General features: G+C 66.5%; 17 protein-coding genes. 8 read left to right on the plus strand and 9 right to left on the minus strand.

What is annotated here, in order from left to right; all coding sequences use genetic code 11:
- The first annotated feature begins 11 nt into the window (after positions 1 to 11).
- On the plus strand, positions 12 to 533 hold the full coding sequence (locus tag KF707C_RS12685) for a DUF3304 domain-containing protein (RefSeq protein ID WP_096368026.1): 522 nt from the start codon (positions 12 to 14) through the stop codon (positions 531 to 533).
- Positions 521 to 2,842, plus strand: a complete 2,322-nt coding sequence (locus KF707C_RS12690; RefSeq protein ID WP_096368027.1) for a T6SS phospholipase effector Tle1-like catalytic domain-containing protein — start codon at positions 521 to 523, stop codon at positions 2,840 to 2,842. The genes KF707C_RS12685 and KF707C_RS12690 overlap by 13 nt, the downstream gene beginning before the upstream one ends.
- 124 nt (positions 2,843 to 2,966) lie before the next feature.
- Here the strand turns inward: KF707C_RS12690 and KF707C_RS12695 are convergent, their stop codons facing one another.
- The 4 genes from KF707C_RS12695 to KF707C_RS12710 are packed head-to-tail and all read right to left on the minus strand — an operon-like array spanning position 2,967 to position 6,939.
- On the minus strand, positions 2,967 to 3,272 hold the full coding sequence (locus KF707C_RS12695; protein WP_003447975.1) for a DUF202 domain-containing protein: 306 nt from the start codon (positions 3,270 to 3,272) through the stop codon (positions 2,967 to 2,969).
- 1 nt (position 3,273) lies between these two features.
- Positions 3,274 to 3,648, minus strand: coding sequence for a YidH family protein (locus KF707C_RS12700; protein ID WP_003447976.1), 375 nt, complete (start codon positions 3,646 to 3,648; stop codon positions 3,274 to 3,276).
- Positions 3,649 to 3,705: 57 nt separating this feature from the next.
- The gene (locus KF707C_RS12705; RefSeq protein WP_003447977.1) at positions 3,706 to 5,076 is read right to left on the minus strand and encodes a DUF1329 domain-containing protein; all 1,371 of its coding nucleotides are present in this window, start codon (positions 5,074 to 5,076) and stop codon (positions 3,706 to 3,708) included.
- A 12-nt stretch (positions 5,077 to 5,088) separates the two neighbouring features.
- On the minus strand, positions 5,089 to 6,939 hold the full coding sequence (locus tag KF707C_RS12710) for a DUF1302 domain-containing protein (RefSeq protein WP_003447979.1): 1,851 nt from the start codon (positions 6,937 to 6,939) through the stop codon (positions 5,089 to 5,091).
- Positions 6,940 to 7,246: 307 nt separating this feature from the next.
- Between KF707C_RS12710 and KF707C_RS12715 the strand changes: the two genes are divergently transcribed.
- The gene (locus tag KF707C_RS12715; RefSeq protein WP_003447981.1) at positions 7,247 to 8,218 is read left to right on the plus strand and encodes a LysR family transcriptional regulator; all 972 of its coding nucleotides are present in this window, start codon (positions 7,247 to 7,249) and stop codon (positions 8,216 to 8,218) included.
- On the opposite strand, the gene KF707C_RS12720 is transcribed toward KF707C_RS12715, so the two are convergent.
- The 3 genes from KF707C_RS12720 to KF707C_RS12730 all read right to left on the minus strand — a co-directional run bounded on the left by KF707C_RS12720 (position 8,182) and on the right by KF707C_RS12730 (position 12,282).
- Positions 8,182 to 9,480 (minus strand): MFS transporter, encoded by a 1,299-nt coding sequence (locus tag KF707C_RS12720; RefSeq protein ID WP_003447982.1) that lies wholly within the window; start codon positions 9,478 to 9,480, stop codon positions 8,182 to 8,184. The two genes, KF707C_RS12715 and KF707C_RS12720, sit on opposite strands and share 37 nt — an antisense overlap.
- Positions 9,481 to 9,557: 77 nt before the next feature.
- A complete protein-coding gene (locus KF707C_RS12725) occupies positions 9,558 to 10,721 on the minus strand; it encodes an acyl-CoA dehydrogenase family protein (RefSeq protein WP_003447983.1) in 1,164 nt (387 codons plus the stop codon).
- 13 nt (positions 10,722 to 10,734) lie between these two features.
- Positions 10,735 to 12,282: an AMP-binding protein gene (locus tag KF707C_RS12730; RefSeq protein ID WP_003447984.1), complete on the minus strand. Its 1,548-nt coding sequence runs from the start codon at positions 12,280 to 12,282 to the stop codon at positions 10,735 to 10,737.
- A gap of 298 nt (positions 12,283 to 12,580) precedes the next feature.
- Here KF707C_RS12730 and KF707C_RS12735 point away from each other — a divergent pair, with 298 nt between their 5' ends.
- From KF707C_RS12735 to KF707C_RS12745, 3 genes are all read left to right on the plus strand, one after another.
- A complete protein-coding gene (locus KF707C_RS12735) occupies positions 12,581 to 14,041 on the plus strand; it encodes a GGDEF domain-containing protein (protein ID WP_003447985.1) in 1,461 nt (486 codons plus the stop codon).
- Positions 14,042 to 14,485: 444 nt separating this feature from the next.
- A complete protein-coding gene (locus tag KF707C_RS12740; protein WP_003447986.1) occupies positions 14,486 to 15,622 on the plus strand; it encodes an HPP family protein in 1,137 nt (378 codons plus the stop codon).
- 70 nt (positions 15,623 to 15,692) lie between these two features.
- Entirely contained in the window at positions 15,693 to 16,553 is an 861-nt protein-coding gene (locus tag KF707C_RS12745; RefSeq protein WP_003447997.1) for a LysR family transcriptional regulator, read from the plus strand.
- A 733-nt stretch (positions 16,554 to 17,286) separates the two neighbouring features.
- Here KF707C_RS12745 and KF707C_RS12750 read toward each other — a convergent pair.
- A complete protein-coding gene (locus tag KF707C_RS12750; protein ID WP_096368012.1) occupies positions 17,287 to 18,417 on the minus strand; it encodes an IS110 family RNA-guided transposase in 1,131 nt (376 codons plus the stop codon).
- A gap of 112 nt (positions 18,418 to 18,529) precedes the next feature.
- Positions 18,530 to 20,023 (minus strand): aldehyde dehydrogenase family protein, encoded by a 1,494-nt coding sequence (locus KF707C_RS12755; RefSeq protein WP_003448216.1) that lies wholly within the window; start codon positions 20,021 to 20,023, stop codon positions 18,530 to 18,532.
- Positions 20,024 to 20,432: 409 nt separating this feature from the next.
- Here KF707C_RS12755 and peaA point away from each other — a divergent pair, with 409 nt between their 5' ends.
- Together peaA and peaB are read left to right on the plus strand one after the other, a co-directional pair.
- Complete coding sequence (gene peaA / locus KF707C_RS12760) at positions 20,433 to 21,998, plus strand: quinohemoprotein amine dehydrogenase subunit alpha (protein ID WP_036990849.1); 1,566 nt, start codon at positions 20,433 to 20,435, stop codon at positions 21,996 to 21,998.
- Between the two features lie 73 nt (positions 21,999 to 22,071).
- A complete protein-coding gene (peaB, locus tag KF707C_RS12765) occupies positions 22,072 to 23,502 on the plus strand; it encodes a quinohemoprotein amine dehydrogenase maturation protein (protein WP_003448218.1) in 1,431 nt (476 codons plus the stop codon).

Raw genomic sequence — 23,502 nt, forward strand, 5'->3', positions numbered from 1 at the left:
AGGGATTGGAGATGAGGGCTGCGTGTGAGCTCAAGTGGTTATGGGGGGTGTTGTTCTTAAGTTTGGCGGGTTGTTCGCTAGGGGAGTCTGAATATCTGGGAGGGGACTTGTGGGCGGTCAACCATACCTCTGCCGCTATCAATCACTTTTCGGTAAACGGTTATGGCGGAGGTAATGCGAGCCCTTACGGATACGGAGGCGGCGCCTGCTGCGTGATGCTGCCCCGCGAATGGCGACCGGGTTTGATGATGAAGGTTGAGTGGGAAACCGATCCTGATCCTTATGCCAAGTCACCGCCATTAGGTACTGATGAGTTTCGTAAGTTTATGGTCAAGCACAAGGCTAACTACGAGCATCACACCGCCAGCGTTCCCTTGCCACCCTATGAAGAAGAGGGCCTGTGTGCGCTGGAGGTGCATTTTTTTCCCTGCCATCAGGTCAAGGTCACGACTTCATGTTGGCGCTACCCCTCGCCCAATAGCCCGATCAAGGAACCTCTGGAAATGAAGGAGCCTGCCGAATGTCCGAAGTGAACACTCATGCCTGGGCACATGTCCCGGCGGTTTTCCCCTTGGCGGGGCGTTTGCCCGGTAATCCAAGCGCAGTACGCGCCAACCACCGCAAGCAGGTGGCCGAGGAGCTGGCCCATCGCCGGTGCCTGAATGCCGCCCAGGGAGGGCCGGGGGCCTCCACCTGCGCCCATAGCCTGCATATCAGCCTGTTCTTCGATGGCACCAACAACAACGAGGAATATGACACCCGCAAGGCGAAGCCTCCGCACCCCACCAATATCGCCTGTCTTTACCATGCCTCGTTGCTGGAGCAGGACTGCGGCTACTTCCGTTACTACATCCCTGGCGTGGGCACGCCTTTTCCGGAAATCGGCGAGCTGGAGTTCGGCACAAGAGGAATGGCGTTCGGCTTTCGTGGGGAGGACCGCATCAACTGGGGCCTGCTGCGATTGGCCGATGCCTTGATGTTTGCACTGAACGACAAGAAGGGGCTCAAGCTGCCGCAAGCCCAGGCCCAACTGAAGAAGATGGCCACTGCCTGGCCATTGACCGGCCTGGGTCGCGCCTGCCGGCGTGCGGCGATGATGGAGTTGCTCGAGCCGCTGCGCCAGCGGGTGGGCAAGGCCCAGCCGACGGTGGTGGCGATCAAGCTGTTCGTCTACGGTTTTTCCCGTGGGGCGGCGGAGGCGCGCACCTTCGTCACCTGGCTCAGCGAGCTGTTCGATACGCCCGAGGGGGCGGACCAGCCGGAGCGGAGCCTGCTGGGCATTCCGCTGCGCATCGAGTTCCTCGGCCTGATGGACACCGTGGCTTCGGTGGGCAGTGCCCATGCCGCGCCCTTCGCCTCCGGGCATATGGACTGGGCCGACGGCAACTTGCCCTTGCCCTGCGCCGAGCGCTTTCCAGGGTGGATCAAGGACTGCCGGCATTTCGTCGCCGCCCACGAGCAGCGCCTGTGCTTCCCGCTGGACTCGATCCGCACCGAAGCGGGGCACTACCCACCCTATGCCCGTGAAGTGCTCTACCCCGGCGTGCACTCGGACGTGGGGGGCGGCTACCCGCCGGGCGCCCAGGGCAAGGCCCGGGATGGGCAGGCCGAGCTGCTCTCGCAGATTGCCCTGCATGATCTCTATGCCGCGGCCTTCGCTGCGGGAGCCCCCTTGGCGGTGCCGGAAGCGGTGGTGCCGGAGGAGCTGAGGCAGATAAAGCCGGCACGACAGATGTCGCTCGAAACTAAAGAAGAGTTCGATATCACACCGGGTCTAGTCCACCGCTTCAACGCCTGGCGTAGCGCCACCCTGGGCCTGTCGGAGGCGACGCCCGCCGAGTCCTCTAGCCACGAACCGCAGCAGGCCGGGCAGGACCTGGACACCCTGATGGCCGAGCAGTTGGCCTGGCTCACCGGCTGGCGTATCGAGCGCTTCGCCCGGGGCAGCTATGCCAGCCGGCCTTTCTACGGCGAGGCCAGGCAAACCAGTGCGGAGGAGCAGGTGCAGGAGCGGGAGGCCCTCGCGGCGCGCAGGGATGAGCTTCGAAAGAAACGCCAGGCTGCCCGTGGCAATCCCGATGTGAGGCTCGTAGACGAGCCGGACTACGAGCCGGTGCTGGACCGGCAGCAGATCCGCGAGGCCGCCACCGAGTTCGAGCATGACTATACGGAGCGCTGGCGCGAGCAGACCGGCCTCGGCGGCTTCCTGCTCGATGTGTTGGTGGGCGATACGGTGTTGCTGCTCAATGACGACGATGAGCTCGCCGAGTTCCAACGGCTCAAGGCGGAGGGCGAGGCGCGGGCGCGGGAGCTGTTCGCGGAGCCCTTCAAAGGCCGTTTCGAGCTCACCGACCACCCCGCACGGGCGGCGCTGGTGGCGCTGTTCGACGATCAGGTGCATGACTCGCGTGCCTGGTTCCTGCACAGCACGATCGGTGCGCGGGAGATGTGGGGCGACTATTTCCGCTATCGCATGGTGTATTTCGGCACACAGACCAACAAGCGCGTCACACCGGTCGTGATCGCCGGGCGTGTCGTCGGCGTCGCGGTGTTGCTGGGCGGCGCCTACGCCATTCGCAAGCATGGCTGGACGGGACTGGCCGGCACCCTGGCGGCGGGGAGCATCGGCTACCAGGTGATCAACACCGTCAGCGGCAAGCCGGTGCCTTTCCTACCGGGAGCGGAGAAGATTCTCCAGCCGACCCGCGCCATCGGCCAGGTGGTGGCGGAGCAGCGACAGGCCCTGCTTGCCGCAGAAGAAGAGCAGCGCATGCAGACCATGCTGGACTACCTGCGCAAGACCGGTGGGCTGGTCGAGCAGGCCAAGGCGGTGCTGCCATGAAACCCCTGGTGCGTCCTCTAGCCCTGGACCAGCAGTAGGCTGCGGGCTGGGACGCTCAGCCGGAGCAGGGGGCGGTTGGCCAGGATCTCCCACTGAGCGGCGACATCCGGCTGGGATTACGTCTCTAGAGGGTCGCCAGCGCCTTGGCCATGCCGATCAGCGCCATCACCACCAGGGCGACGCTGGTGCCGAGGATCTGCAGCGGCCGCGAGTCGCCGCTTTCGTTTCGCAGCATGGCCAGGCTCAAGCGGTAGCGTCCTCCCTGGCTGATCCACAGCAGGCCGGCGGTGAGCAGTGCGAGGCCCATCAGTACCGGCGATTGGCCGCGCAGCGCCAGGCAGGCGATCACCACCAGGGCAATCTGGGTACGGCGCCAGGCCAGTTCCGTGCGCTCGGCCTGCAGGCCGGGGTCGGTGAGGGGCTGGGGCATTTCAGTTGGGCCAGAACAGGCCGGCGAGGATGAAGGCGGCCAGGCAGCAGCCCATCGCCAGCAGCGGGACCAGCGTCGGCAGGGGCAGGGCGCGGCCGTGACGCAGGGCACGCTCCACCGACAGCCAGCGCAACCCCGCGCCCGCGCTGACCAGCAGGCTCAGGCTGAGCAGGCTGAGGGTGATGCCCAGGCGCATGGAGGGTTCGAACGCATCGCCGGCGAAGGTCTCCACGGCGATGCCGCCGCCCAGCAGGGCCAGCGAGGTGCGTATCCAGGCCAGGAAGGTGCGTTCGTTGGCCAGGGTGAAACGGGGGTCGGGCTCGTTGCCGCCAAGCAGGCGCTGGCCCAGCGTTTTGCGGGGGGTAGGCGTATCCATGGTGACTCGACGATTGGGGAAACCGCCGGCCGGACGGCGCGGCGGTGAGGCAGTGTATCAGCGCAGGCCCTTGCTGCGCAGGGCTCCGGGCGAATAGTCGGAGGCGCTGGCCTGGTAGCTGAAGTCGAAGGGATTGCGCTGCTCGCTGGTCAGGCCGGAGGCCAGGTATCGGCCGTTGTTCAGGTCGTAGGTGATCTCCATGGCGTTGACCGCCGCCTGGCCGGTGAAGTGGTAGAAGCTGTGGGCCTCGCCGACGCGCCAGAGCTCGCCACGGTTGTCGTAGTGATCGGCCTCGAGGATGGCCCAGGTGTCTTCGTCGACGAAGTAGTGGCGCTTGCTGTAGATGTGGCGCATGCCGGGCTTGAGGGTGGCGACCACCTCCCAGACGCGATGCAGTTCGTAGCGGGTGGCGTCCGGGTTGATATGGCCAGGCAGCAGCAGGCTGTCGTAGCTCAGGTCCGGTGAGGCCAGGCGGTAGCTGTTGTAGGGCACGTAGAGGGTCCTCTTGCCCACCAGCTTCCAGTCATAGCGGTCGGGTGCGCCGTTGAACATGTCGCGACTGTCGGCGGTGCGCAGGCCGGCGGTGGTGGGGCCGGCGGTGTCGTAGGCGAGGGTCGGCGCGCGTCTCACCCGGCGCTGGCCGGCGCTGTAGACCCAGGACAGGCGCGGCTCGGCGACCTGGTCCAGGGTCTCGTGCACCAGCACCACTTCACCCACCATGCGCGACGGCGCGGTGAGCAGGTGGCTGTAGTAGTAGAGGATGTTGCGCGCCTGGTCCGGTGCCATGCCCTTCACGGCGTCGCGCCGGGTGAAGTACTGCTGGGTGGTCATGACGGTGTAGGCGCCGTCCTTCTGGGGGGCGGCGCTGTCGGTGGTCAGTCGGAAGCTGGGATTGCGATTGCGGGTCAGGTGATTCCACAGCACTTCCAGGCCGTTCCGGGAAATCGGGAAGGCGAGGGTGCCGGCGAAGCCTTCCACGCCGTTGCCATCGTTCACCAGGTGGGCGCTGACGGCGTTGCGTGCGGCGGATTCGCGCACCGCGTCGGGCACCGCTACCGGGCGATGGCTGGGGTAGACGGGCAGGCGGAAGCTGGCGGGGAAGCGTTCAAGCAGGGCGATCTGCCCGGGGCTCAACTGCTCCTGATACTGCGTGTAGTTGCTGGCATCGATGGTGAACAGGGGCTTCTCGCCGGCGAAGGGGTCCACCGGCGTGCCATTGGCCGACAGCTTGGGCGCGGCCGGTTTGAGGCCGCCATCCCAGGCGGGAATGCGGCCGTCGGGGCTGCCGGCACGTTCGGCGCCGATGGGGGTGAGGCCGGCGTTGAGCGCTGCGGCTTCTTCCGGGGATACCGCCGCCAGGCACTGGCCGGACAGCAACAGGGTGCAGAAGAGCGCGCCGCCACGCAGCAGGCTAGGGGTGTTGTTCATGAGGAACTCCGCTTAGAAGGTGACGCCCAGGCTGATGGACAGGTAGTCGCGGTCGCCGCGCGTGCCATAGTCGCCGTCGATGTAGTCGGTGTACGCCAGGCTGGCGTTGTAGGTGTTGTTGAAGGAGGCGTCGAGGCCGACGCTGATGGCCTTCGAGCCTTCGCTGAAGGCCGAGCCCTCGCCGGGGCCGTTGCCGTCCACGTCGTGCTGCCACGAGAGGTTGGGGCGCAGGTCGATGCCTGCGATGGCGTTGGGGTAGCTCAGGTTGGCGCGCATCCGGTAGCCCCAGGAGAAGCGTGTGAGAAAGCCCTTGTCATTGCAGTGCTCCGGCGTCCTGGACAGGGTGGCACAGGCGCCGCTGGCGAGGATGCCGCTGCCATAGGTGCCGCTGCGGCCGTAGCGCGGACCGAAGGTGCCTTCCAGGCCGCCGACCCAGGTGCCGCCCACCTCGCCCACGACCACCAGCTGGTCCGCGCCCAGCACCTGGGCGAAGGAATGGGTGGCGGTGACCTGGGCCTGGGTGACTTCCTTGCGCCGGTAGCCGTTGAACAGGGTGCTGTCGGTGTCGGGGCGGATGTCCCCGGCCACCAGCGGTGAACGCGCCGGACTGTTCAGCAGCGACTGGATGATGTCGGTCCCATTGAGCTGGATCGGCAGGTTCGGCCGGTAGCTGATCTCGCCCTGCAGGGCGGTGCCGGTGGCCAGGTTGGTGGAGAAGGACAGGCCGTAGAGGCGGATGTCTTCCGGGTACTGGGCCAGGTACTGGGAGGTACCCAGGCGCAAGGCGCCAGCCAGGCTCTGGCCGTTGGCGCTGCCGAGGAAGGCGCGGCAGTTGGCCAGGGGCACGCCCAGGTTCGCGCAGAGCGACGGCGCGAAGTCGGTGTTGCCGTAGTAGGGGCTGCTGACGGTGCCCAGGTAGGGCAGGCGGCTGTGGTAGTTGGCCACGTAGGCGCCGAATTCGGTATCCAGGCTGGCGGCGAACCAGCGCAGGGACAGGCCCCACTGGCCACCGTTTCGGGCGTCCGCGTCGCCGGTCCGGGGGATGCGGATGCCTTCGTCGGTGAGGTTGACGCCGAAGGGCGTCAGGCCTGCGACCGCCGCGGGATTGCCGGTCAGCACGCTGCCCACGTCCAGGCCATCGCAGCCGTCGGCGAGGAAGTCGTTGCTGGAGAAGAAGGTGCCGCAGTTGTCCAACTGCGTCTGTTCCCAATCCAGTTGGTAGAAGAAGTCGCCGGAGAGGGACTCGCTGAGGTTCTGCGAGACGTAGAACATGTTCACCGGCACCAGCCCTTCCTTCACCTCGGAACCCGGACGGCGCAGCGCCGAGAGGTTGAAGGGGTTGACCACGTTGAGGCCGCCCTGGATGAAGGTGCTCTCGCCCCAGTTCACCACCTGCTTGCCCAGGCGCACGGAGCCCGGCTGGTCGGCAATGGCGTAGTTGTAATAGACGAAGGCATCCAGCAATTCGGTGCCGGCGGACTTCGCCGAGCGCTTGCGGTTGTTGTCCTCCACATCCTTGAAGCGCTGATCGCGGTCGCGCAGGACATAGTCGTACCAGTAGCTGCCCCGCAGGAAGATACCGATATCGCCCTGGCTCAGTTGCAGGTCATGGGTGCCCTTGAAGAGGCCGGAGAAGGCGTCGCCTGAACGGAAGTTGCGCCGGCCATCATCGCTGGTCGCGCTGTTCAGCTGCTTGGGATCGGGGTTGGCGGTGGAGAGGCTGGTGCCGATGGATAGCGACGAATCCAGCTGGCCCTCGATTCCGCCAAGTTGGAAATTGACCGCCAGTGCATGACTTGCCAGGCAACTCAGGGGCAATAGTAGAAATGGCGGGCGAATAATGCCGCGCATATTGAATCTCATCACTCGTTATCCTCTTTGTTTTTGAGTGAGAACCAGGTTCAAGGCGCAGGCACAATAAGTTCAGGTATATCCAGGCAATAGCAATCCCGGCCGCTTGAGCGACATATCGACACTATTCGGCAGAATGGAAGTCGACCCGGAAACAGGGTGCTGGATGCCCGTTACTTATTGTTCTGCGTAATGGGGTGAAGTTGCGGATACTCCCTTCTAACTGCTGTTTCAGCGATACTAGGGGCGCCCCGGAATGCCCACAAATAGTGTCTTCCGATAGTTGCCATATCACTTCGGCATAGCCAGCGAGATCCCCATGACCCTCAAGCAGCTCCGCTACCTGATCGCCATCGCCGAAGCGGGAAGCTTCTCCGCCGCCGCGCGCCGCTCCTTCATTGCGCAACCGGCGCTGAGCCGACAGATCGGCCTGCTGGAAAGCGAGCTGGAGATTCAGTTGCTGGAGCGCCAGCACGATGGCGTAGCGTTGACCGACGCGGGACGACGGCTCTACGAAGTGGCGCGTTCGGTGGTGCAGAAGCTGGACTCGGTGAAGGACGAGCTGACCTCCACGCGGGGCGACCCGCGCGGGCATGTGTCCATCTCGATTCCGGCCAGCGCCTCGGCGCTGCTGCTGCCGGAAATCATCTCGCGGGCCACGGAGAAGTTCCCCGGCATCACCCTGACGGTGTGCGACGGCCTGACCCGCGAAGGGGGACAGGCCATCGAACTGGGCAAGGTGGATTTCGGCGTGGTGCCCAATGCCGAGGAACTGGAGCACGTGGCGGCCGAGCCCATCTTCACCGAGGACCTCTATTGGGTGGGGGCGGCCAGCGAGGCGGAGAAGGACGCGCCCATCACCCTGGCGGAGGCCGCCGCCACGCGCCTGGTGGTGGCGCCACGGGCGCTGCACCTGCGGCGTCGCATCGAGCAGGCGGCGATGGAGGCGGGGGTCACGCTGAATGTGGCCTATGAGCAGCAGTCAGCGCCGGGGATCGCCAGCCTGGTGCGCAGCGGGCTGGCGGCGACCATCTGCAACTGGCCGCCACTGATGGAACTGTTCGAGCCCACCGCCGCCCGGCTGGTGGTGGAGCCACGCATTACCCGCACGGTGTCCATCGCCCACTCGGTCCACAAGCCGCTGTCGTTCGCGGCCTCCTGCATGCATGACCTGGTGCGCTCGATCCTGCTGGACGCGGTGCGGGAGGACCGCTGGCGCGGCAGCCTGATCGAGCGGAGTGTGGAGGAGGGGGCTCAGGCCCTGGAGGCGAGCGCCGGCGTTTCGTCCTGAGCCAGGCGTTGGCGGGAGCGTTGCGGATCCATGGTCACCAGTCCGAGCAGTCCGGCCACCACCATCACGATGCCGCAAGCCAGGAAGCCCTGGGCATAACCCTCGGGGTGCCCCGCGCCAGCGCCGTGGACCAGCAGTCCGGTGACCACCGGCGCCGAGAGCCCGGCCAGGGACGCCACCGCGTTGCCGATGGCGAGGATGCCGCCACGCTGGCTGCTGGGGGTGAACTCGGCCAGCATCGCCGGCCCCACCGAGTACATCACCAGGGCCAGGCCGCCGCTCAGGGTGAGGGCGATGATGCGGGTGACGACCGACAGCTCGGTGAGCATCAGCGAGGCGGAGAACAGCCCGCCGGCCATCAGGCACACCGACACGAAGGCGCCCCGGGCCAGGCGCGATGGCAGGCCCCGGCGCAACAGGCGCTGGGACAGCCAGGCCATGAACAGGCTGAGGGGCGTGGTCACCAGGACGAAGAGGACGAACATCCGGCCGGTGTTCAGCGGGTCGATGCCCAGGCCGATTTCCAGGTAGCTGGGCACCCAGGTCAGGGTCAGTGCCAGGGACCAGTTGGCGGCGAAATGGCAGGCGTAGTTGCCCAGCACGCTGCCATCGGTGAGCAGGCGACGGTAGGGCACGCGGTGGGCGTCCGGGGCGACCTGGCCGGATCGCAGGTTGTCGAGGGTGCCTTCGCGGCCCAGCAACCACCAGAGCACGCACCAGACCAGGCCGATGGCCGCCAGCACGACGAAGTTGGTGCGCCAGCCGTAATGCAGGCTGATCCAGGGAATCATGGCGCCGGCCACCAGCAGGCCCATGGCGCTGCCGGAATGCAGCAGGGCCACCGGCAGGCTGCGGCGGTTGTCGGGGAACCACTTGTAGAGGGCGTGGGTGGCCACCGGCGACGCGGGACCCTCGCCGATGCCCAGCAGCACGCGGCAGGCGACGATCATCCACAGCGAGCTGGCGAACAGCATGGGCAACTGGATCAGCGCCCAGAACAGGCCCATGCCCAGCAGCAGGCTGCGGGTGGGTCGGCGGTTGGCGAGGAAGCCGCCGACCACGGCGGACACGGCGAACAGCCAGTGCAGCGCGCCGCCGATCAGGCCGAATTCGGTGGGGGTGAGGTCCAGTTCCTGGGTCATGGGAACGGCGACCAGGCCGATCACCACCTTGTCGAGGAAGTTGACCAGCATCATGAAGGCCAGCAGGACCGCGATGGTCCAGGCGCTGGCCGGGCGGAAGGCAGTGTCGTCTTGGGTCATGGGAATGCTCTTGTTGTCGTTATCGAAGACCCGTCCGGCTTCCCTCGCCGGACGGGCACTGGGGCGTCGGGAGCCCCTCAGTCCGGCATCAGGATGCCTTTGGCGATGGTGTTGCGCTGGATCTCGCTGGTGCCGGTCAGGATGCGCATCATGCGGGTGGCGCGGAACAGCCATTCGACGGGATGCCCCGCCACCAGGCCGGACCCGCCGTGGATCTGCACGGCCCGATCCGCGATGCGGAAGGCGGTTTCCGAGGCGTAGAGCTTGCACATGGACGCCTGCACCTTGATGTCGCCGCCCGCATCGTTGCTGAGCGCCGTGGCGAACATCATGCTGCGCGCGGCGTGGAGCTCGGTGGCCATGTCCGCGAGCATGTGGTTGATGGACTGGAACATCGCGATGGGCTGGCCGAACTGCTTGCGCGTGCGGGCATGTTCGATCGACAGGTTCAGCGCCAGGCCCGCCATGCCGAGCATGGTGGGACAGTGCAGCAGGCGGTTGAGGGTGATGCGACCCATGGCCAGCTTGAAGCCGGCGCCCTCGTCGCCGAGGCGGTTCTCCACCGGCACCCGGACGTCGTCCAGGATGATGTTGCCGTGGGCGCCGCCGCCGGACATCACCGAGTAGTCGCTTTCCACCCGCACGCCTTCGCTGTGCAGGTCAATGAAGAACGCCGAGATGCCCTGCGGACCGCGACCCGGACCGGTCACCGCCAGCAGAATGGCCAGGTCGGCGTAGGGCGCGCCGGAAATGTAGCGTTTGGCTCCGTTCAGCAGATAGTGGTCGCCGTCGCGGCGGGCCTCGGTGCGGATGGCGGTGGCGTCGGAGCCGGCTTCCGCCTCGGTCAGGGCGAAACAGACGGATTTTTCCGCCTGGCACACCGGACGCAGGAAGGCCTCCACCTGATGCTCGCTGGCCACGCGGAACAGGTGGCCGATGCGGGGCGGGCCGGAGAGCTCGCCCAGCACGTGGGGCGCCAGCGGCGAGCCGGTCAGCACGGCCGCTTCCTTCACCGCGCAGAGCTCGGCGACGCTGAGTCCGGCGCCACCCAGGTGCTCCGGCAGCAGGGCGTTGTAGAAGCCCAGCTCGCAGGAGCGCTTCCAGATGTCCCGCAGCAGGGGACGGGCGATCGGCTGGCCCCAGACGATGCCTTCGCGCTGCACCAGCGGGTCGAGTTCGTCGCGGACGAATGCGTTGATGCCGTCGATGATGGTGCGGGCCTTGTCGCTTGGCTTGAGCATGTGCCTGTCTCCCTCAGATCCGTCGTTCGCTGTTCTGCCAGTACGCTTCGCGGATCAGGCGGCGCACGACCTTGCCGTTGGGGTTCTTCGGCAGTTCCTTGACGAAGTCCACTGCGCGGGGCTTCTTGAAGCCCGCGAGGGAACGCCCGCAGTGTTCGATGATGGCGTCGGCGCTGAGGCTTTCACCCGGCTTGAGCACCACCACGGCGCGCACCGCTTCGCCCCATTGCTCGTCCGGCACGCCCACCACAGCGGCCTCGAAGACCTGGGGCAGGCTGTAGAGCACCTGCTCCACCTCGGTGGGGTAGATGTTGAAGCCACCGGAAATGATCATTTCCTTCTTGCGGTCGACGATGAACAGGTACCCGCGTTCGTCCACCCTGGCCAGGTCGCCGGTGAGGTAGTAGCCGTCGCGCATCACCTCGGCGGTCAGCTCCGGGGCCTGCCAGTAGCCCTTCATGATGTCCGGGCCCTTGACCACGATCTCGCCGACTTCGCCGGGGCGCACGTCCTCGAAGTCCTCGTTCACCACCCGCAGGTCGGTCTCGAAGTAGCAGCGGCCGCAGGAGGCCAGGCGGCTGTGGTCGTCGCCTTCGATCAGGTGGTCCTGCTCGGTGAGCACCGTCACCAGGGAGCAGGTTTCCCCGGCGCCGTAGCCCTGGGCGAGGATGGGGCCGAACACCTCGATGGCGCGCTTGACCAGGGCCGGCGCCATGGGCGCGGCGCCGTACATCACCAGGCGCAGGCTGGAGAGGTCGTAGCGCTCGACCTCCGGCACGTTGACCAGGCGGTTGATCATGGCCGGCACCAGGAACAGGCGAGTGACCCGCTCGCGCTGGATGGTTTCCAGCAGCAGGCGGTCGTCGTAGCGGTCCAGCAGCAGGTTGCAGGCGCCCACCGCCAGCAGCGGCATGATCTGCATGCCGCTGGCATGGGTGATGGGGCCGACGTGGGCCATGATGTCGCCGGGTGCCGCCCGGCGGGTGGGGCTGGCGATGCTCTTGCGGATCAGCGCCTTGCGGTTGCCGAAGCTGAGCATGGCGGCCTTGAGCACGCCGGAGCTGCCGGAGGTGTAGTGCAGCACCGCCAGCTCGTCGTCGTCGGGGTCGCAGTTCACCGGTGCCTCGCTGCCTCGTGCCAGCACCTCGGGGTAGCGGATGTCGGCGCTTTCCTCGTCGAGGGAGATGATCCAGCGCAGCTGCGGGACCTCGCCCCGGCGGGCCTGGAGGGCGGCGGCGAAGCGGCCATCGGTCACCACCGCCTGGCTCCGTGAGTCTTCCAGCACCTGGACGACCTCGTCCAGGGAGAGGCGGGCGTTGATCGGCACCTTGACCATGCCGGCCTTGTAGAAGGCGACTTCGGCCTCCACCAGTTCGACGCGGTTGAAGGCGAGTATCGCCACATGGGCGCCGCGCGCCAGGCCGAGGGCCTGGAGGCCGGATGCCAGGCGGTTGGTGCGGGCCTCCAATTGCGCGAAGGTGATCCGCTGGCGGCTGTCGACAACGGCTTCATGGTCGGGCCAGTAGAGCGCGCTCCGACTGATGATCTTTCCTAGGTTCATTTATTGTTCTCATCGGCAGGACAACTGCGCCGATGCTAGCCAAGCGAACTTCGCGGCAACTAATACAACAGTACGATGCAGGCCATAGCGATATGGAATAGCCGCAATCCCTCGGGGCAGACGCAGCAAGCAGCCCTTGTCCAAGGGCATGAGGGGCCTTGGCCGTGTCCGCTCATCGGCTTTTTCCGGCGCTCGACGCCGCCGGAGGGGCCTCGAGGTGGTTGAGGGCGCGGGTTTTGTTGTTGAATCAGCCGGCACGCCAGGGTGTCGGAACACGGAGCGGTTTCCCGGTAAGTCAATGAGTGAGAACAAGAAGAACAACGATTCAAGCAGTATCTGGCATCCCATCCAGGGGCCGCTCGGGGCGGGGCTGACGCTGGGGGCGCTGGTGTTCATGGGCAGCCTGCTGGGCATCCTGACCCGGATGGAGAACCATCTGGCGTCGTTCTGGCTGGCCAACGCCATCATGGCGGGTGTCCTGCTGCGGATCCCGGCGTCCTCGACCCTGTTTGGCTGGCTGGTGGCGACGCTCGGCTTTCTTTCCGCCGACCTGATCACCGGCTCCTATCCGCTGAAGGCCGGCTTACTGACGCTCGCCAACCTGGTCGGGGTGGCGGCCATTCGCGCGGCGTACCTTCGGCTTACCCGGGGGCTCATCGGCATTCACCAACCCCTGGCGGTGCTCCATCTGGCCTGCGCTTGCGCCTGTGGCGCGGCGGCTTCCGGCATGGTCGGAGGGCTGATCAATCCGGTGCTGTTCGATGACGGTGTGCTGATTGGCTACCTCTTCTGGTTCGTGACCGAGTTCGCCAACTACATCGGCATCCTGCCGGTGCTGCTCACGGCTCCGGCCTTGCCGGACCTGTGTCGGCGTGTGGTGCGCTACATGACCACCCCCGCCTATCGCGCCAACCTGCTGCCGGTCCTGCTCCTGATGGTGTCCTGTGTCGGGGCGCAGCTCATCGGTGGGCCCGGGGCCATCGCCTTCCCGGTGCCGGCCCTGCTGTGGTGCGCCGTGAGCTACTCCACCTTCGCCACCGCGACCCTGACCCTGCTGACCAGCGCCTGGATGCTGGTGAGCTATTCGAACTCCCTGCCTTTCAACGCCGAGGCGATGATTTCCCTGCGCCTCGGCGTGTTCCTGATCGTGCCGGGGCCGATCATGTTGTCCTTGCTGATGCAGAGCAACAACAGCCTGCTCGCCACCCTCAAGCACATGGCCGCGCGTGACGGCCTGACCGGTGTGAGCAACCGTCTTGACTTCATGGAACGGGCGCGGCAGCAGCTGCGCAGTGGCGGTTCGCCCGTGGGGGTGATGATGATCGACCTGGACCATTTCAAGGCGATCAACGACACCCATGGCCATGCGGCCGGCGACGCGGTACTGGTGTCGGTGGCCAGTCGTATCCAGCACTGCCTGCGGACGGGCGACCTGCTGGGTCGCCTCGGCGGTGAGGAGTTCGCCATCCTGATCGACGGTCACTCCGCCGAGGAGCTGGCCGCGATCGCCGAGCGAATTCGCCTGACGGTGGTCCAGGCGGCGGTGCGGATCCCGGAAGGGGTCGCTTTGCCGGTGACCATGAGCATTGGCGTGGCTGTGGCCGAGAGCGACGGTCGATTGAGCATCGAGCAACTGCTGGCGGCATCCGATGCCGCACTCTACCGGGCGAAGAACGAAGGGCGTAACCGGGTGGTGGTGACGTCGCTGTTACCGGACTGGTCGGCCGACGCGGAGTTCGGGCAGGGGGCGGTTCGATGAGCGCTGCTGTGGGCTCGCCTCACTGAGACCGATCGGGCGGGGGCACCCGCGCCGGATCCGTGGCCTGGAAGCACGGCGCGACGCCTGACGATTTAATATAAAAATTCGTGAGGTCAAACCTCATTATTATTAGTTTGTTGCATTTATCCGGGTTCTTCACACTAGTGCGGCTCCCCTCGAAGTCCCCGTGACCCCACGGCCTTCGGCCACGACTGCCGTCATCCGTCCTCCCGGGGCGGCAGGGGGAGCGTCCTGCAATCCGAACCGAGATGGAACCCCAATGACCACCGCGATTCCCTTCGACGCGGCCGACTCCTGCAACTGCGGGATCGTCCGCCGTTTCGACGCCTGATCCCTACAAAAAAATAAATGCTCCCGGGTGCCCATGGGCGCCTTGCCGGGTTCCTCGCAGGTCGAGGGGCCCTTCCTGACTGCCGGAACATCATGACTTTCAAGCACTACCTGCGGCATTGGTTCGCCGCTTTCCTGCCCGAAGCCCCCCATACCCGTCCCCGCGAATGGCTGCGCGCCGCCTTCGGCACGGGGCTCGGCTACTTCATCAGCACCTGGTTGTGCGGCCTGCTCTTCGGCGGGGAGGCGGTGCTGTCCTTCGCCGGCCCGCTGGCGGCCTCGGCGGTCCTGGTGTTCGCCGTGTCCTCCGGGGCGCTGGCGCAACCCTGGTCCCTGGTCGGCAGCTACCTCTGCGCCTCGGCCGTGGCGGTGCTGGTCAGTCATACCCTCGGTGCGGGGCTGGCCCAGGCCAGCCTGGCGCTGGCGCTGAGCCTGCTGCTGATGTGCCCGTTGCGCTGCCTGCATCCACCGGGCGGGGCGGTGGCCTTCTGCATGGTGCTGGCCGCGCCGGCGCTGAAGGCTCCGGTCTGGTATCCCATCGGGCTGGCCCTGGCCGGCGCCGGCAGCCTGCTGGCGACGGCGCTGCTCTACAACAACCTGACCCGGGTGCGTTATCCCCGCGTCCACAACCGCGAGGCGGACGACCACCTGACGCGCGACGCGCCGCCCAGCGAACGGCTTGGCATCGTGGCGCAGGACCTGGATCGGGCGCTGGAGGAGGTCGGCGAGTTCGTCGACATCACCCGCGAGGACCTGGAGGTGATCGTCCGCAGCACCGAACGTCACGCCTTGCGGCGCGGCATGGCGGACATCCGCGCCCGCGACATGATGGCCCGCGACCTGGTCTGTGGCACGCCGGAGATGCCGGTGGCCAGTGGGCTGCGGCTGTTGCGCCGGCATCACCTCAAGGCCCTGCCGATCCTCGATGCCGCGGGGCGGCTGGTGGGCATCGTCAGCCTCAGCGACCTGGTGGGACCGGTGCGCATCGCCCGGGCGCGGCGCCTGGGATTCGGCTTCGGCCCTCGCCGGGAACGCCTGCTCGGGCAACTGATGAGCCGGCCGGTGCGCACCGTGGAGGCGGACACCCACGCGGTGGACCTGATTCCGCTGCTATCGGACCGGGGCCTACACTGTCTCCCGGTGATGGAGAATGGCGCACTGGTGGGCGTCATCACCCAGACGGACCTGATCGTGGCGCTGCACCGCGACCTGCTGGCGCACCTGGGCTGATCCTCTCATCGACTCCTTTACGATGGACGCGGCACCGGCTGGACGCCGCGCCCCCTGAACGCAGGCCCCCATGGACATCGACCTGACCCGCACCTTTCTCGAAGTCGTTCGCCACGGCAGTTTCGTCTCCGCCGCCGAGCGGCTGCACCTGACCCAGACCGCGGTCACCGCCCGTATCCAGAAGCTGGAGAGCCACCTCAACGCGACGCTCTTCGTGCGCAACCGCGCCGGCGCCCGGCTGACGCCCGACGGCGAGGCCTTCGTGCCTTTCGCCAACCAGATCCTGCAGACCTGGGAGGCGGCCCAGCGTGAACTGCCCATGCCGGACGGCTACCACAACGTGTTGCACATCGGTGGCGAGGTGAGCCTGTGCAATCCGTTGATGCTGCGCTGGGTCGGGCGCATCCGCGAGGTCATCGGCGACCACGCCGTGCGCGCGGAGGTCGCCGACGGCCAGACCTTGTTGCGCAAGCTGGAGCAGGGGACCCTGGACGCGGCGCTGGTGTACCAACCGAACTACTGGCCTGGGATGCAGGTGGAGCAGTTGCTGGAGGAGAAGCTGATCCTGGTGCGCGCCCGCAAGGCGGAGCCCTACGTCTACATCGACTGGGGCGAGACCTTCCGCCGCCAGCACGACCGCGCGCTGCCGGAGCACGCCAAGGCACCGGTCGCGTTCAACCTGGGGCCGCTGGCGCTGCAGTACATCCTGGAGTACGGCGGCTCCGGCTACTTCCGCACCCGGGTGGTCCAGCACTACCTGGACCGCAAGGTGCTCCGACGGGTGCCCAAGGCCCCGGAGTTCAGTTACCCCACCTACCTCATCTACTCCCGCGAGCGGGACGTCCCGGCCCTGCAGCAAGCCTTCGCGCTGCTGCGGGAGATCGTCGAGCAGGACACCGACTGGTCCCAGCGTTGGGACCCGGCGATCTAGTCCGGCCACCCGCGCGCAGGAGCCGGCTTGCCGGCGAACGATGCGGGCTGGGCGGTTCGCTAGCGAGCTCGCTCCTACAGGAACGGGAGGCCCGTAGGAGCCGGCTCGCCAGCGAATGACGCGAGCTGGGCGGTTCGCGAGCGAGCTCGCTCCTACAGGGCGGGAGGCCTGTAGGAGCCGGCTTGCCGGCGAACGACGCGGGCTGGGCGGTTCGCGAGCGAGCTCGCTCCTACAGGAACGGGAGGCCTGTAGGAGCCGGCTCGCCGGCGAATGACGGGGGCTGGGCGGTTCGCGAGCGAGCTCGCTCCTACAGGAACGGGAGGCCTGTAGGAGCCGGCTTGCCGGCGAATGACGGGGGGCTGGCGGTTCGCGAGCGAGCTCGCTCCTACAGGGGCGGGAGGCCTGTAGGAGCCGGCTTGCCGGCGAATGACGCGGGCTGGGCGGTTCGCGAGCGAGCTCGCTCCTGATATGGATTGACCTGTCAACTCTGGGTCTATTCTTTCGTTTTGTTCTTCTCCGCCAGTGGCTTCGGTTCAGGGGGTGGAGGGCGATTAGGCGACGGTGGATCACTCTGATATACGTGGGTTGGTTACCGACCTGACTTCACTTCGTCGCGGAGCTGCCCTTCTCTACGGTCGTGGGTCTGTCCTCCTCGCAGAGGACGCCACATAGGAGCGCCAGGGGTTCTCCTCACCGGCCCTCCACCCCCTGAACCGAAGCCACTGCTGCGGGTTCATGCCACGGCCTTACTGCCGTGTGCCTTGCCCGCCACCGCGCAGGCGATGGCCCAGATGAATCCCGCCAGCTCCCGGGCGATGGCGGTGGTGACCTGCTGCTTGAGCTTGCCCGCCGCCAGCAGCGCTCGATAACGACCACACAAGCGCATCTGCGCGTGCCAGGCGATGGCCTGAACCACCGCCGAGGTCTTCGCCGCGCGCGCCTCGATGACGCGTGTCTTGCGTGCCGGGAAACGGTAGTTCCACCCCGCTTCCACCAGCACCCGCCGGACATGGCCATTGCCCGTGCGGGTAATGCGGCCCTGGCGGCGTGAGCCACCGCTGGAGTGCTCGCTGGGAACCAGTCCCAGGTAGGCCATCAGCTCGCGCGGCGAGTCGAAGCGACTGAGGTCGCCCAACTCCGCCAACACCGTCATCGCCGTGATCAGGCTCACCCCGCGCAACGCCATCAGGGCTTGCGCCACCGTACCCAGCGACCAGCCGGCCAGCGCTTCGTGCATTTGCGCTTCCAGATCGGCCACCCGCCGTTGCATCGATTTAACGGTGTCGAGGTACTCCTGCAGGACGATCTGCTGCACCGGCGAGTCAAGTTTCACGCTCGCCAACCAGTGGAAATGGGCCTGGGTCCAGCGACTTTTACCGGCATAGACGTGCCCATGACGCAGCAAGAACGCGCCCAGGCGTTGCCGGCACTTCAGTTCCAGGGACTTCATGTCCTCCCGGGCGCGCGTCAAGTCGCGGATCGCTTCCTGCTCCTGATCCGGCACCCACACCGCCGTCAGCTCGCCCGCCCGATGCAGGCGCGCCAACATCAGGGCGTCCCGACGGTCGGTTTTCAACCGCTCGCCCGCCTTGCGCGGAATCAGCGAGGGCGCCACCACCACGCAACCATGGCCCAGCGCTGTCAGCTCACGGTAAAGGCCGTAGCCGCAGGGGCCGGCCTCGTAGCAGAAGCTCAACGCCTCGCCCTGCCGGCTCAGCTGCTTGAGCAGTTTGCGCAGCGCGCTGTCGCGGTTCTCGATGGTGCCGTGATAGTCCGGCTCACCGCGCCCCGGCCGTGCCACCGCGACAGCAATCGTCGCCTGGTGAACGTCCAAACCTACATAGACCTGGTTAAACTCGTTCATGACCTGTCCCCCTCGATGCGGCTCTGTGTTGGAGGTGTTTCCACCCCGAAAACATAACCCGCGCTTTCGAGGTGGGGCAGGTCAATCCATGATGTCTACAGGCGAACGACGCTCAGAGCCTGATCAACACCGACTTCAGCTCGGTGTAGTGCTCGATGGCAGCGGCACCCATCTCGCGGCCGACGCCGGAGAGCTTGTAGCCACCGAAGGGCAGGGCCGGGTCGAGGGCGCTGTGGCAGTTGACCCAGACGGAGCCGGACTTGATGCGCGGCACCATGCGGTGGACGGCCGAAAGGTCGTTGGACCAGATGCTGGCGCCCAGGCCGTAGGGGTTGTCGTTGGCCATGCGCACGGCGTCGTCGATGTCGTCGAAGGGCATCGCCACCAGCACCGGGCCGAAGATCTCCTCCTGAACCAGGCGGTGTTTCTGGTCCACGTCGACGATCACCGTGGGCTTGACGAAGTAGCCGGGGCCGAAGCCTTCGCCGCCACAGGCGATGGTGGCGCCCAGTTCGCGGCCGAGGTTGATGTAGCCGGTGACGCGGTCCTGCTGCTTGGCGGAGATCAGCGGGCCCATCTGCACGCTGGGGTCCAGGCCGTTGCCGAGTTTCATGCCGTTGGCGATGCCGGCGATGTCGGCCACCACCTTGTCGAAGTGCTTGCGATGGACGTAGAGCCGCGAGCCGGCGCAGCAGACCTGGCCCTGGTTGAAGAAGATGGCGGTGGCGGCGCCGGCGGCGGCCTCCTGCAGGTCGGCATCGGCCATGACGATGGTGGGCGACTTGCCGCCCAGCTCCAGGGTCACGCGGGTCATGTTGTCCATGGCGGCCTTGCCGATCTGCTTGCCCACCTCGGTGGAGCCGGTGAAGGTCAGCTTGTCGACACCCGGATGGCGGGTGAGGGCGACGCCGGCGTTGAGCCCGGTGCCGGTGACCAGGTTGAACACGCCCGCCGGGTAGCCTGCCTCCAGAACCAGCTCCGCCAGTTTCAGGGCGGTCAGCGGGGTTTCGTCGGCGGGCTTGAGCACCACGGTACAGCCGGTGGCGAGCGCCGGGCCGAGCTTCCAGCAGGCCAGCAGCAGGGGGAAGTTCCAGGCGACGATGGCACCGACGACGCCCACCGCTTCACGGCGGATGTAGCCGTGAAACTCGTCATTGGGCATGAGTGGCATGGAGACGTCGACGCTGGAACCTTCGATCTTGGTGGCCCAGCCCGCCATGTAGCGGAGGAAGTCGATGGCCAGCTGCACGTCCATCACCTGGGCCACGGCGGCGCTCTTGCCATTGTTCAGGCACTCGAGCTCGGCCAGTTCGCGGGCATCGCGCTCCATCAGGTCGGCCAGGCGCCACAAGAGGTTCTGTCGTTCGCGGGGGCGCATGCGGCTCCAGGCTGAGTCGTCGAACGCCTGGCGCGCGGCGCGTACGGCGCGGTCCACATCCTCGGCGGCAGCGGAGGGCACCTCGCCCAGCACCTCGCCGCTGGCCGGATTGCGGAAGCTCATGGTGGCGCCGCTGGCGGCGTCCTGCCATTCGGCGCCGATCAGCATCTTCAGCTTGCGGTCGAGAAAGGCGCGGGTCTGGGGAAGGGTGGGCAGGTCGGCGGACATGGAAGTGGACCTCTGTTCATTGATGTTGTGCCGAGCCTTTCGCAACCGCCATGCCAATGCCGGAAAATCGGTTCAAGTCGTTGATATCAATGAAGTTTGCGGGTCTTTCTGGAGAAAGGCCGTGTTGGCCGCTGTTGCACTTTGAGACGGCCTGAGACGGCCGTGGAACACTGCCAGGGACTAGGCTGACGGGGGGCGGTGCGACCTCGTCTCAGGCTGGAACAGGCTGTCGCGAAACAAGACACCCGGGCAGACTGCCAGCCTCCTTGCCAGCGCCGTTATTTATGGCTAAAGCATTGTTGTAGAAGGAATTTTATCGGCATGGCACGCATTATGTATTTGCCGTGACAGCTGCACCCGCCTTGCAACGGGGTGCAAACCATAAGAACAACACCGTGGAGGTCTGACCTTGAAGACGACTCGACTCCGGCAGCACGCAGGTACCCTGGCACTGGCCATGGCGTCCCTGATGTTCGGCCAGGCCCAGGCAGCGGAGGGCGGCGAAGCCCTCCTCAAGTCCAAGTGCGTGGGTTGCCATATTCCCGAGGGCAACGATTCTTTCAGCCGCATCAGTCACCAGCGCAAGACCCCCGAGGGCTGGCTGATGAGCATTGCCCGCATGCAGGTGATGCATGGCCTCCAGATCAGCGACGAAGACCGCCGCACCCTGGTCAAGTACTTGGCCGACAAGCAGGGCCTGGCCCCCAGCGAGACCGAGGGTGTGCGCTACGCCATGGAGCGCCGCCTGAACACGGTGGAGCAGTTCGACGATCACCTGAGCCAGATGTGCGGCCGCTGCCACTCCGGCGCCCGGGTCGCCCTGCAGCGCCGTCCCGCCAAGGAATGGGAACACCTGGTCAACTTCCACCTCGGCCAGTGGCCCTCACTCGAATATCAGGCCCAGTCCCGCGACCGCGACTGGCTGGAGATCGCCCTCAAGGAGACGGTGCCGGATCTGGCCAAGCGCTTCCCCCTGGACAGCCAGGCCTGGAAGGACTGGCAGAAGGACAAGCCCAAGGCCGACGCACTGCCGGGCCAGTGGAGCTTCAGCGGCCACATGCTGGCCAAGGGTGATGTGCGCGGTGTGATGACGGTCACCGCCGATGGCGCCGACACCTTCAAGGTGGATGTGAAGGGTCAGTACGCCGACGGTACGCCGTTCAATGGCAGCGGCTCGGCCATCCTCTACAACGGCTACGAGTGGCGCGGCAACGTCAAGGTCGGCGAGCAGAACCTGCGTCAGGTCTTCGCCGCCCTGAACGGCGAGATGAAAGGTCGCATGTTCGAATCCGAGCATGATGAGCGCGGCCTGGACTTCAGTGCCGCGAAGGAAGGCAATGCCCGTCTCCTGGCGGTGCAGCCGGCCTTTATCAAGGCGGGCGCCGAGACCGAACTGACCCTGGTGGGCAGCGGCCTGTCCGGCACGCCTGACTTTGGCGCCGGCGTCGAGGTGGTGAAGGTGCTGGAAGTCACCCCGAAGCAGGTCCGCGTCAAGGTCAAGGCGGCCGCGAACGCCGCACCGGGCCTGCGCGGCGTGGCGCTTGGCAAGCTCGGTGGCGTCGACCTCGCCGTCTACAAGGACATCAGCGAGGTGAAGGTGGTGCCCGCGTTCTCCATCGCCCGTGTCGGTGACAACGGTGGCTCCACGCCCAAGGTGCAGGGCCGCTTCGAGGCCGAGGCCTGGGGCAAGGATGCGGCCGGCAAGGCCTATCGCATCGGCTACCTGCCGGCGAAATGGTCCGTCGAGCCCTTCGATGAGCGCGCCAGGGAAGACGAGGACGTGAAGTTCGCAGGCGTGATGCAGAAGGACGGCGTCTTCGTGCCCGGCGGTGCCGGCCCGAATCCGGAGCGCAAGATGATGACCAACAACGCCGGCAACCTGAAGGTGATCGCCGAGCTGGAGGAGGGCGGCCAGAAGGGCGAAGGCCATCTGATCGTGACCGTCCAGCGCTGGAACAACCCGCCGCTGCCGTAATGGGCGTGGCCCGGGCGGGGCGGGTGCCTCGCCCGGATTCCTAACGAATCGGGACGAATTCCAGGAGGTCGCCATGGGCGCAATCTTGAATCTGGTCGAACGCAACCTGCACGAAGTGCGGGTGGATGCCGACCGCATGCTGTTCCACATCCCCAGCAGTTCGCTGTTCGCCACCGACGCGGTGACCGGCGGCATCATCGACGCCCTGCGTGAGCAGGGCTGCTCGCCCGAGGAGCTGGTTCACCGCCTGGGCGGGCGTTTCGCCGGCCAGGAGGTCCAGGAAACCCTGCGGGAGCTGATCGCCCTGGAGGTGGTGAGCGATGGCTCGCCACTGACGCCGGAGATCGGCCTGAAGAAGGTGGAGCGCACCGCGCTCAACACCGTGGTGCTGAACGTCAACACCGGCTGCAACCTGAGCTGCACCTATTGCTACAAGGAAGACCTCGACAAGCCGTCGGCGGGCAAGAAGATGGGCGCCGAGACCGCCGAGGCCTCGGTGGAGATGCTGCTGCGCGAATCCCCCGATGAAGAACGCTACAGCGTGGTGTTCTTCGGCGGCGAGCCGCTGTCCAACCGGCCGCTGATCGAGCACATGGTGGCTTACTGCGAGCGGCGTTTCGCCGAGGCGGGCAAGCAGGTGGAGTTCATCATGACCACCAACGCCACCCTGCTCACCGAGGAGATCGTCGACTGGCTCAACGCCCATCGCTTCGGCCTCTCGGTCAGCATCGACGGGCCGAAGACGGTGCATGACCGCAACCGCATCACCGTGGGCGGGCAGGGCACCTATGACGTGGTACGTCGCAAGGCCGAGATGCTGCTGTCGCGCTACACCAGCCGCCCGGTGGGCGCGCGGGTGACCCTGACCACCGGGGTTACCGACGTGGAAACCATCTGGGACCACCTGTTCAACGAACTGGGGTTCGCCGAGGTGGGCTTCGCGCCGGTGACGTCCGGCGACATCAGCAGCTTCAACCTCACCAGCGAGGAGCTGGTACAGGTCTTCGCCAACATGAAGGCCCTCGGGCGGCGTTACCTGGAGGCGGCGCTGGAACACCGGAACATCGGTTTCTCCAACCTGCACCAGCTGATCACCGATATCCACGAGGGGCACAAGAAGGCACTGCCCTGCGGCGCGGGGCTGAAGATGCTGGCGGTGGACCACAAGGGCGAGCTGAACCTCTGCCATCGCTTCACCGGCTCCAGCCTGCCGACCTTCGGCAATGTCCATGGGGCGGTGAAACAGGTCGAGCTGAACGACTTCCTCTCCCAGCGCCTGGACCGGACCGGCACCGGCTGCGACAGCTGCCGCATCCGCAACCTGTGCTCCGGTGGCTGCTACCACGAGAGCTACGCCCGCTATGGCGACCCGACTCACCCCACTTATCACTACTGCGAGCTGATGCGCGACTGGGTGGACTTCGGCATCGAGGTCTACAGCCGCATCATGGCCGTCAACCCGGCCTTCATCAGCCGCTACATCACTCCGCGGAAGGCGCACTGA

The sequence above is a fragment of the Pseudomonas furukawaii genome, from assembly GCF_002355475.1.
Classification (GTDB): domain Bacteria; phylum Pseudomonadota; class Gammaproteobacteria; order Pseudomonadales; family Pseudomonadaceae; genus Metapseudomonas; species Metapseudomonas furukawaii.

What these genes read in the sequence shown, in the direction of transcription:
- KF707C_RS12740 (WP_003447986.1), top strand. Translation starts at nt 14,486, where the DNA reads ATGACTTTCAAGCACTACCTGCGGCATTGGTTCGCCGCTTTCCTGCCC.
- KF707C_RS12745 (WP_003447997.1), top strand. Translation starts at nt 15,693, where the DNA reads ATGGACATCGACCTGACCCGCACCTTTCTCGAAGTCGTTCGCCACGGC.
- KF707C_RS12735 (WP_003447985.1), top strand. Translation starts at nt 12,581, where the DNA reads ATGAGTGAGAACAAGAAGAACAACGATTCAAGCAGTATCTGGCATCCC.
- peaB (WP_003448218.1), top strand. Translation starts at nt 22,072, where the DNA reads ATGGGCGCAATCTTGAATCTGGTCGAACGCAACCTGCACGAAGTGCGG.
- KF707C_RS12755 (WP_003448216.1), bottom strand. Translation starts at nt 20,023, where the DNA reads ATGTCCGCCGACCTGCCCACCCTTCCCCAGACCCGCGCCTTTCTCGAC.
- KF707C_RS12720 (WP_003447982.1), bottom strand. Translation starts at nt 9,480, where the DNA reads ATGACCCAAGACGACACTGCCTTCCGCCCGGCCAGCGCCTGGACCATC.
- KF707C_RS12730 (WP_003447984.1), bottom strand. Translation starts at nt 12,282, where the DNA reads ATGAACCTAGGAAAGATCATCAGTCGGAGCGCGCTCTACTGGCCCGAC.
- KF707C_RS12715 (WP_003447981.1), top strand. Translation starts at nt 7,247, where the DNA reads ATGACCCTCAAGCAGCTCCGCTACCTGATCGCCATCGCCGAAGCGGGA.
- KF707C_RS12685 (WP_096368026.1), top strand. Translation starts at nt 12, where the DNA reads ATGAGGGCTGCGTGTGAGCTCAAGTGGTTATGGGGGGTGTTGTTCTTA.
- KF707C_RS12705 (WP_003447977.1), bottom strand. Translation starts at nt 5,076, where the DNA reads ATGAACAACACCCCTAGCCTGCTGCGTGGCGGCGCGCTCTTCTGCACC.
- KF707C_RS12725 (WP_003447983.1), bottom strand. Translation starts at nt 10,721, where the DNA reads ATGCTCAAGCCAAGCGACAAGGCCCGCACCATCATCGACGGCATCAAC.
- KF707C_RS12750 (WP_096368012.1), bottom strand. Translation starts at nt 18,417, where the DNA reads ATGAACGAGTTTAACCAGGTCTATGTAGGTTTGGACGTTCACCAGGCG.
- KF707C_RS12700 (WP_003447976.1), bottom strand. Translation starts at nt 3,648, where the DNA reads ATGGATACGCCTACCCCCCGCAAAACGCTGGGCCAGCGCCTGCTTGGC.
- KF707C_RS12690 (WP_096368027.1), top strand. Translation starts at nt 521, where the DNA reads ATGTCCGAAGTGAACACTCATGCCTGGGCACATGTCCCGGCGGTTTTC.
- KF707C_RS12695 (WP_003447975.1), bottom strand. Translation starts at nt 3,272, where the DNA reads ATGCCCCAGCCCCTCACCGACCCCGGCCTGCAGGCCGAGCGCACGGAA.
- KF707C_RS12710 (WP_003447979.1), bottom strand. Translation starts at nt 6,939, where the DNA reads ATGAGATTCAATATGCGCGGCATTATTCGCCCGCCATTTCTACTATTG.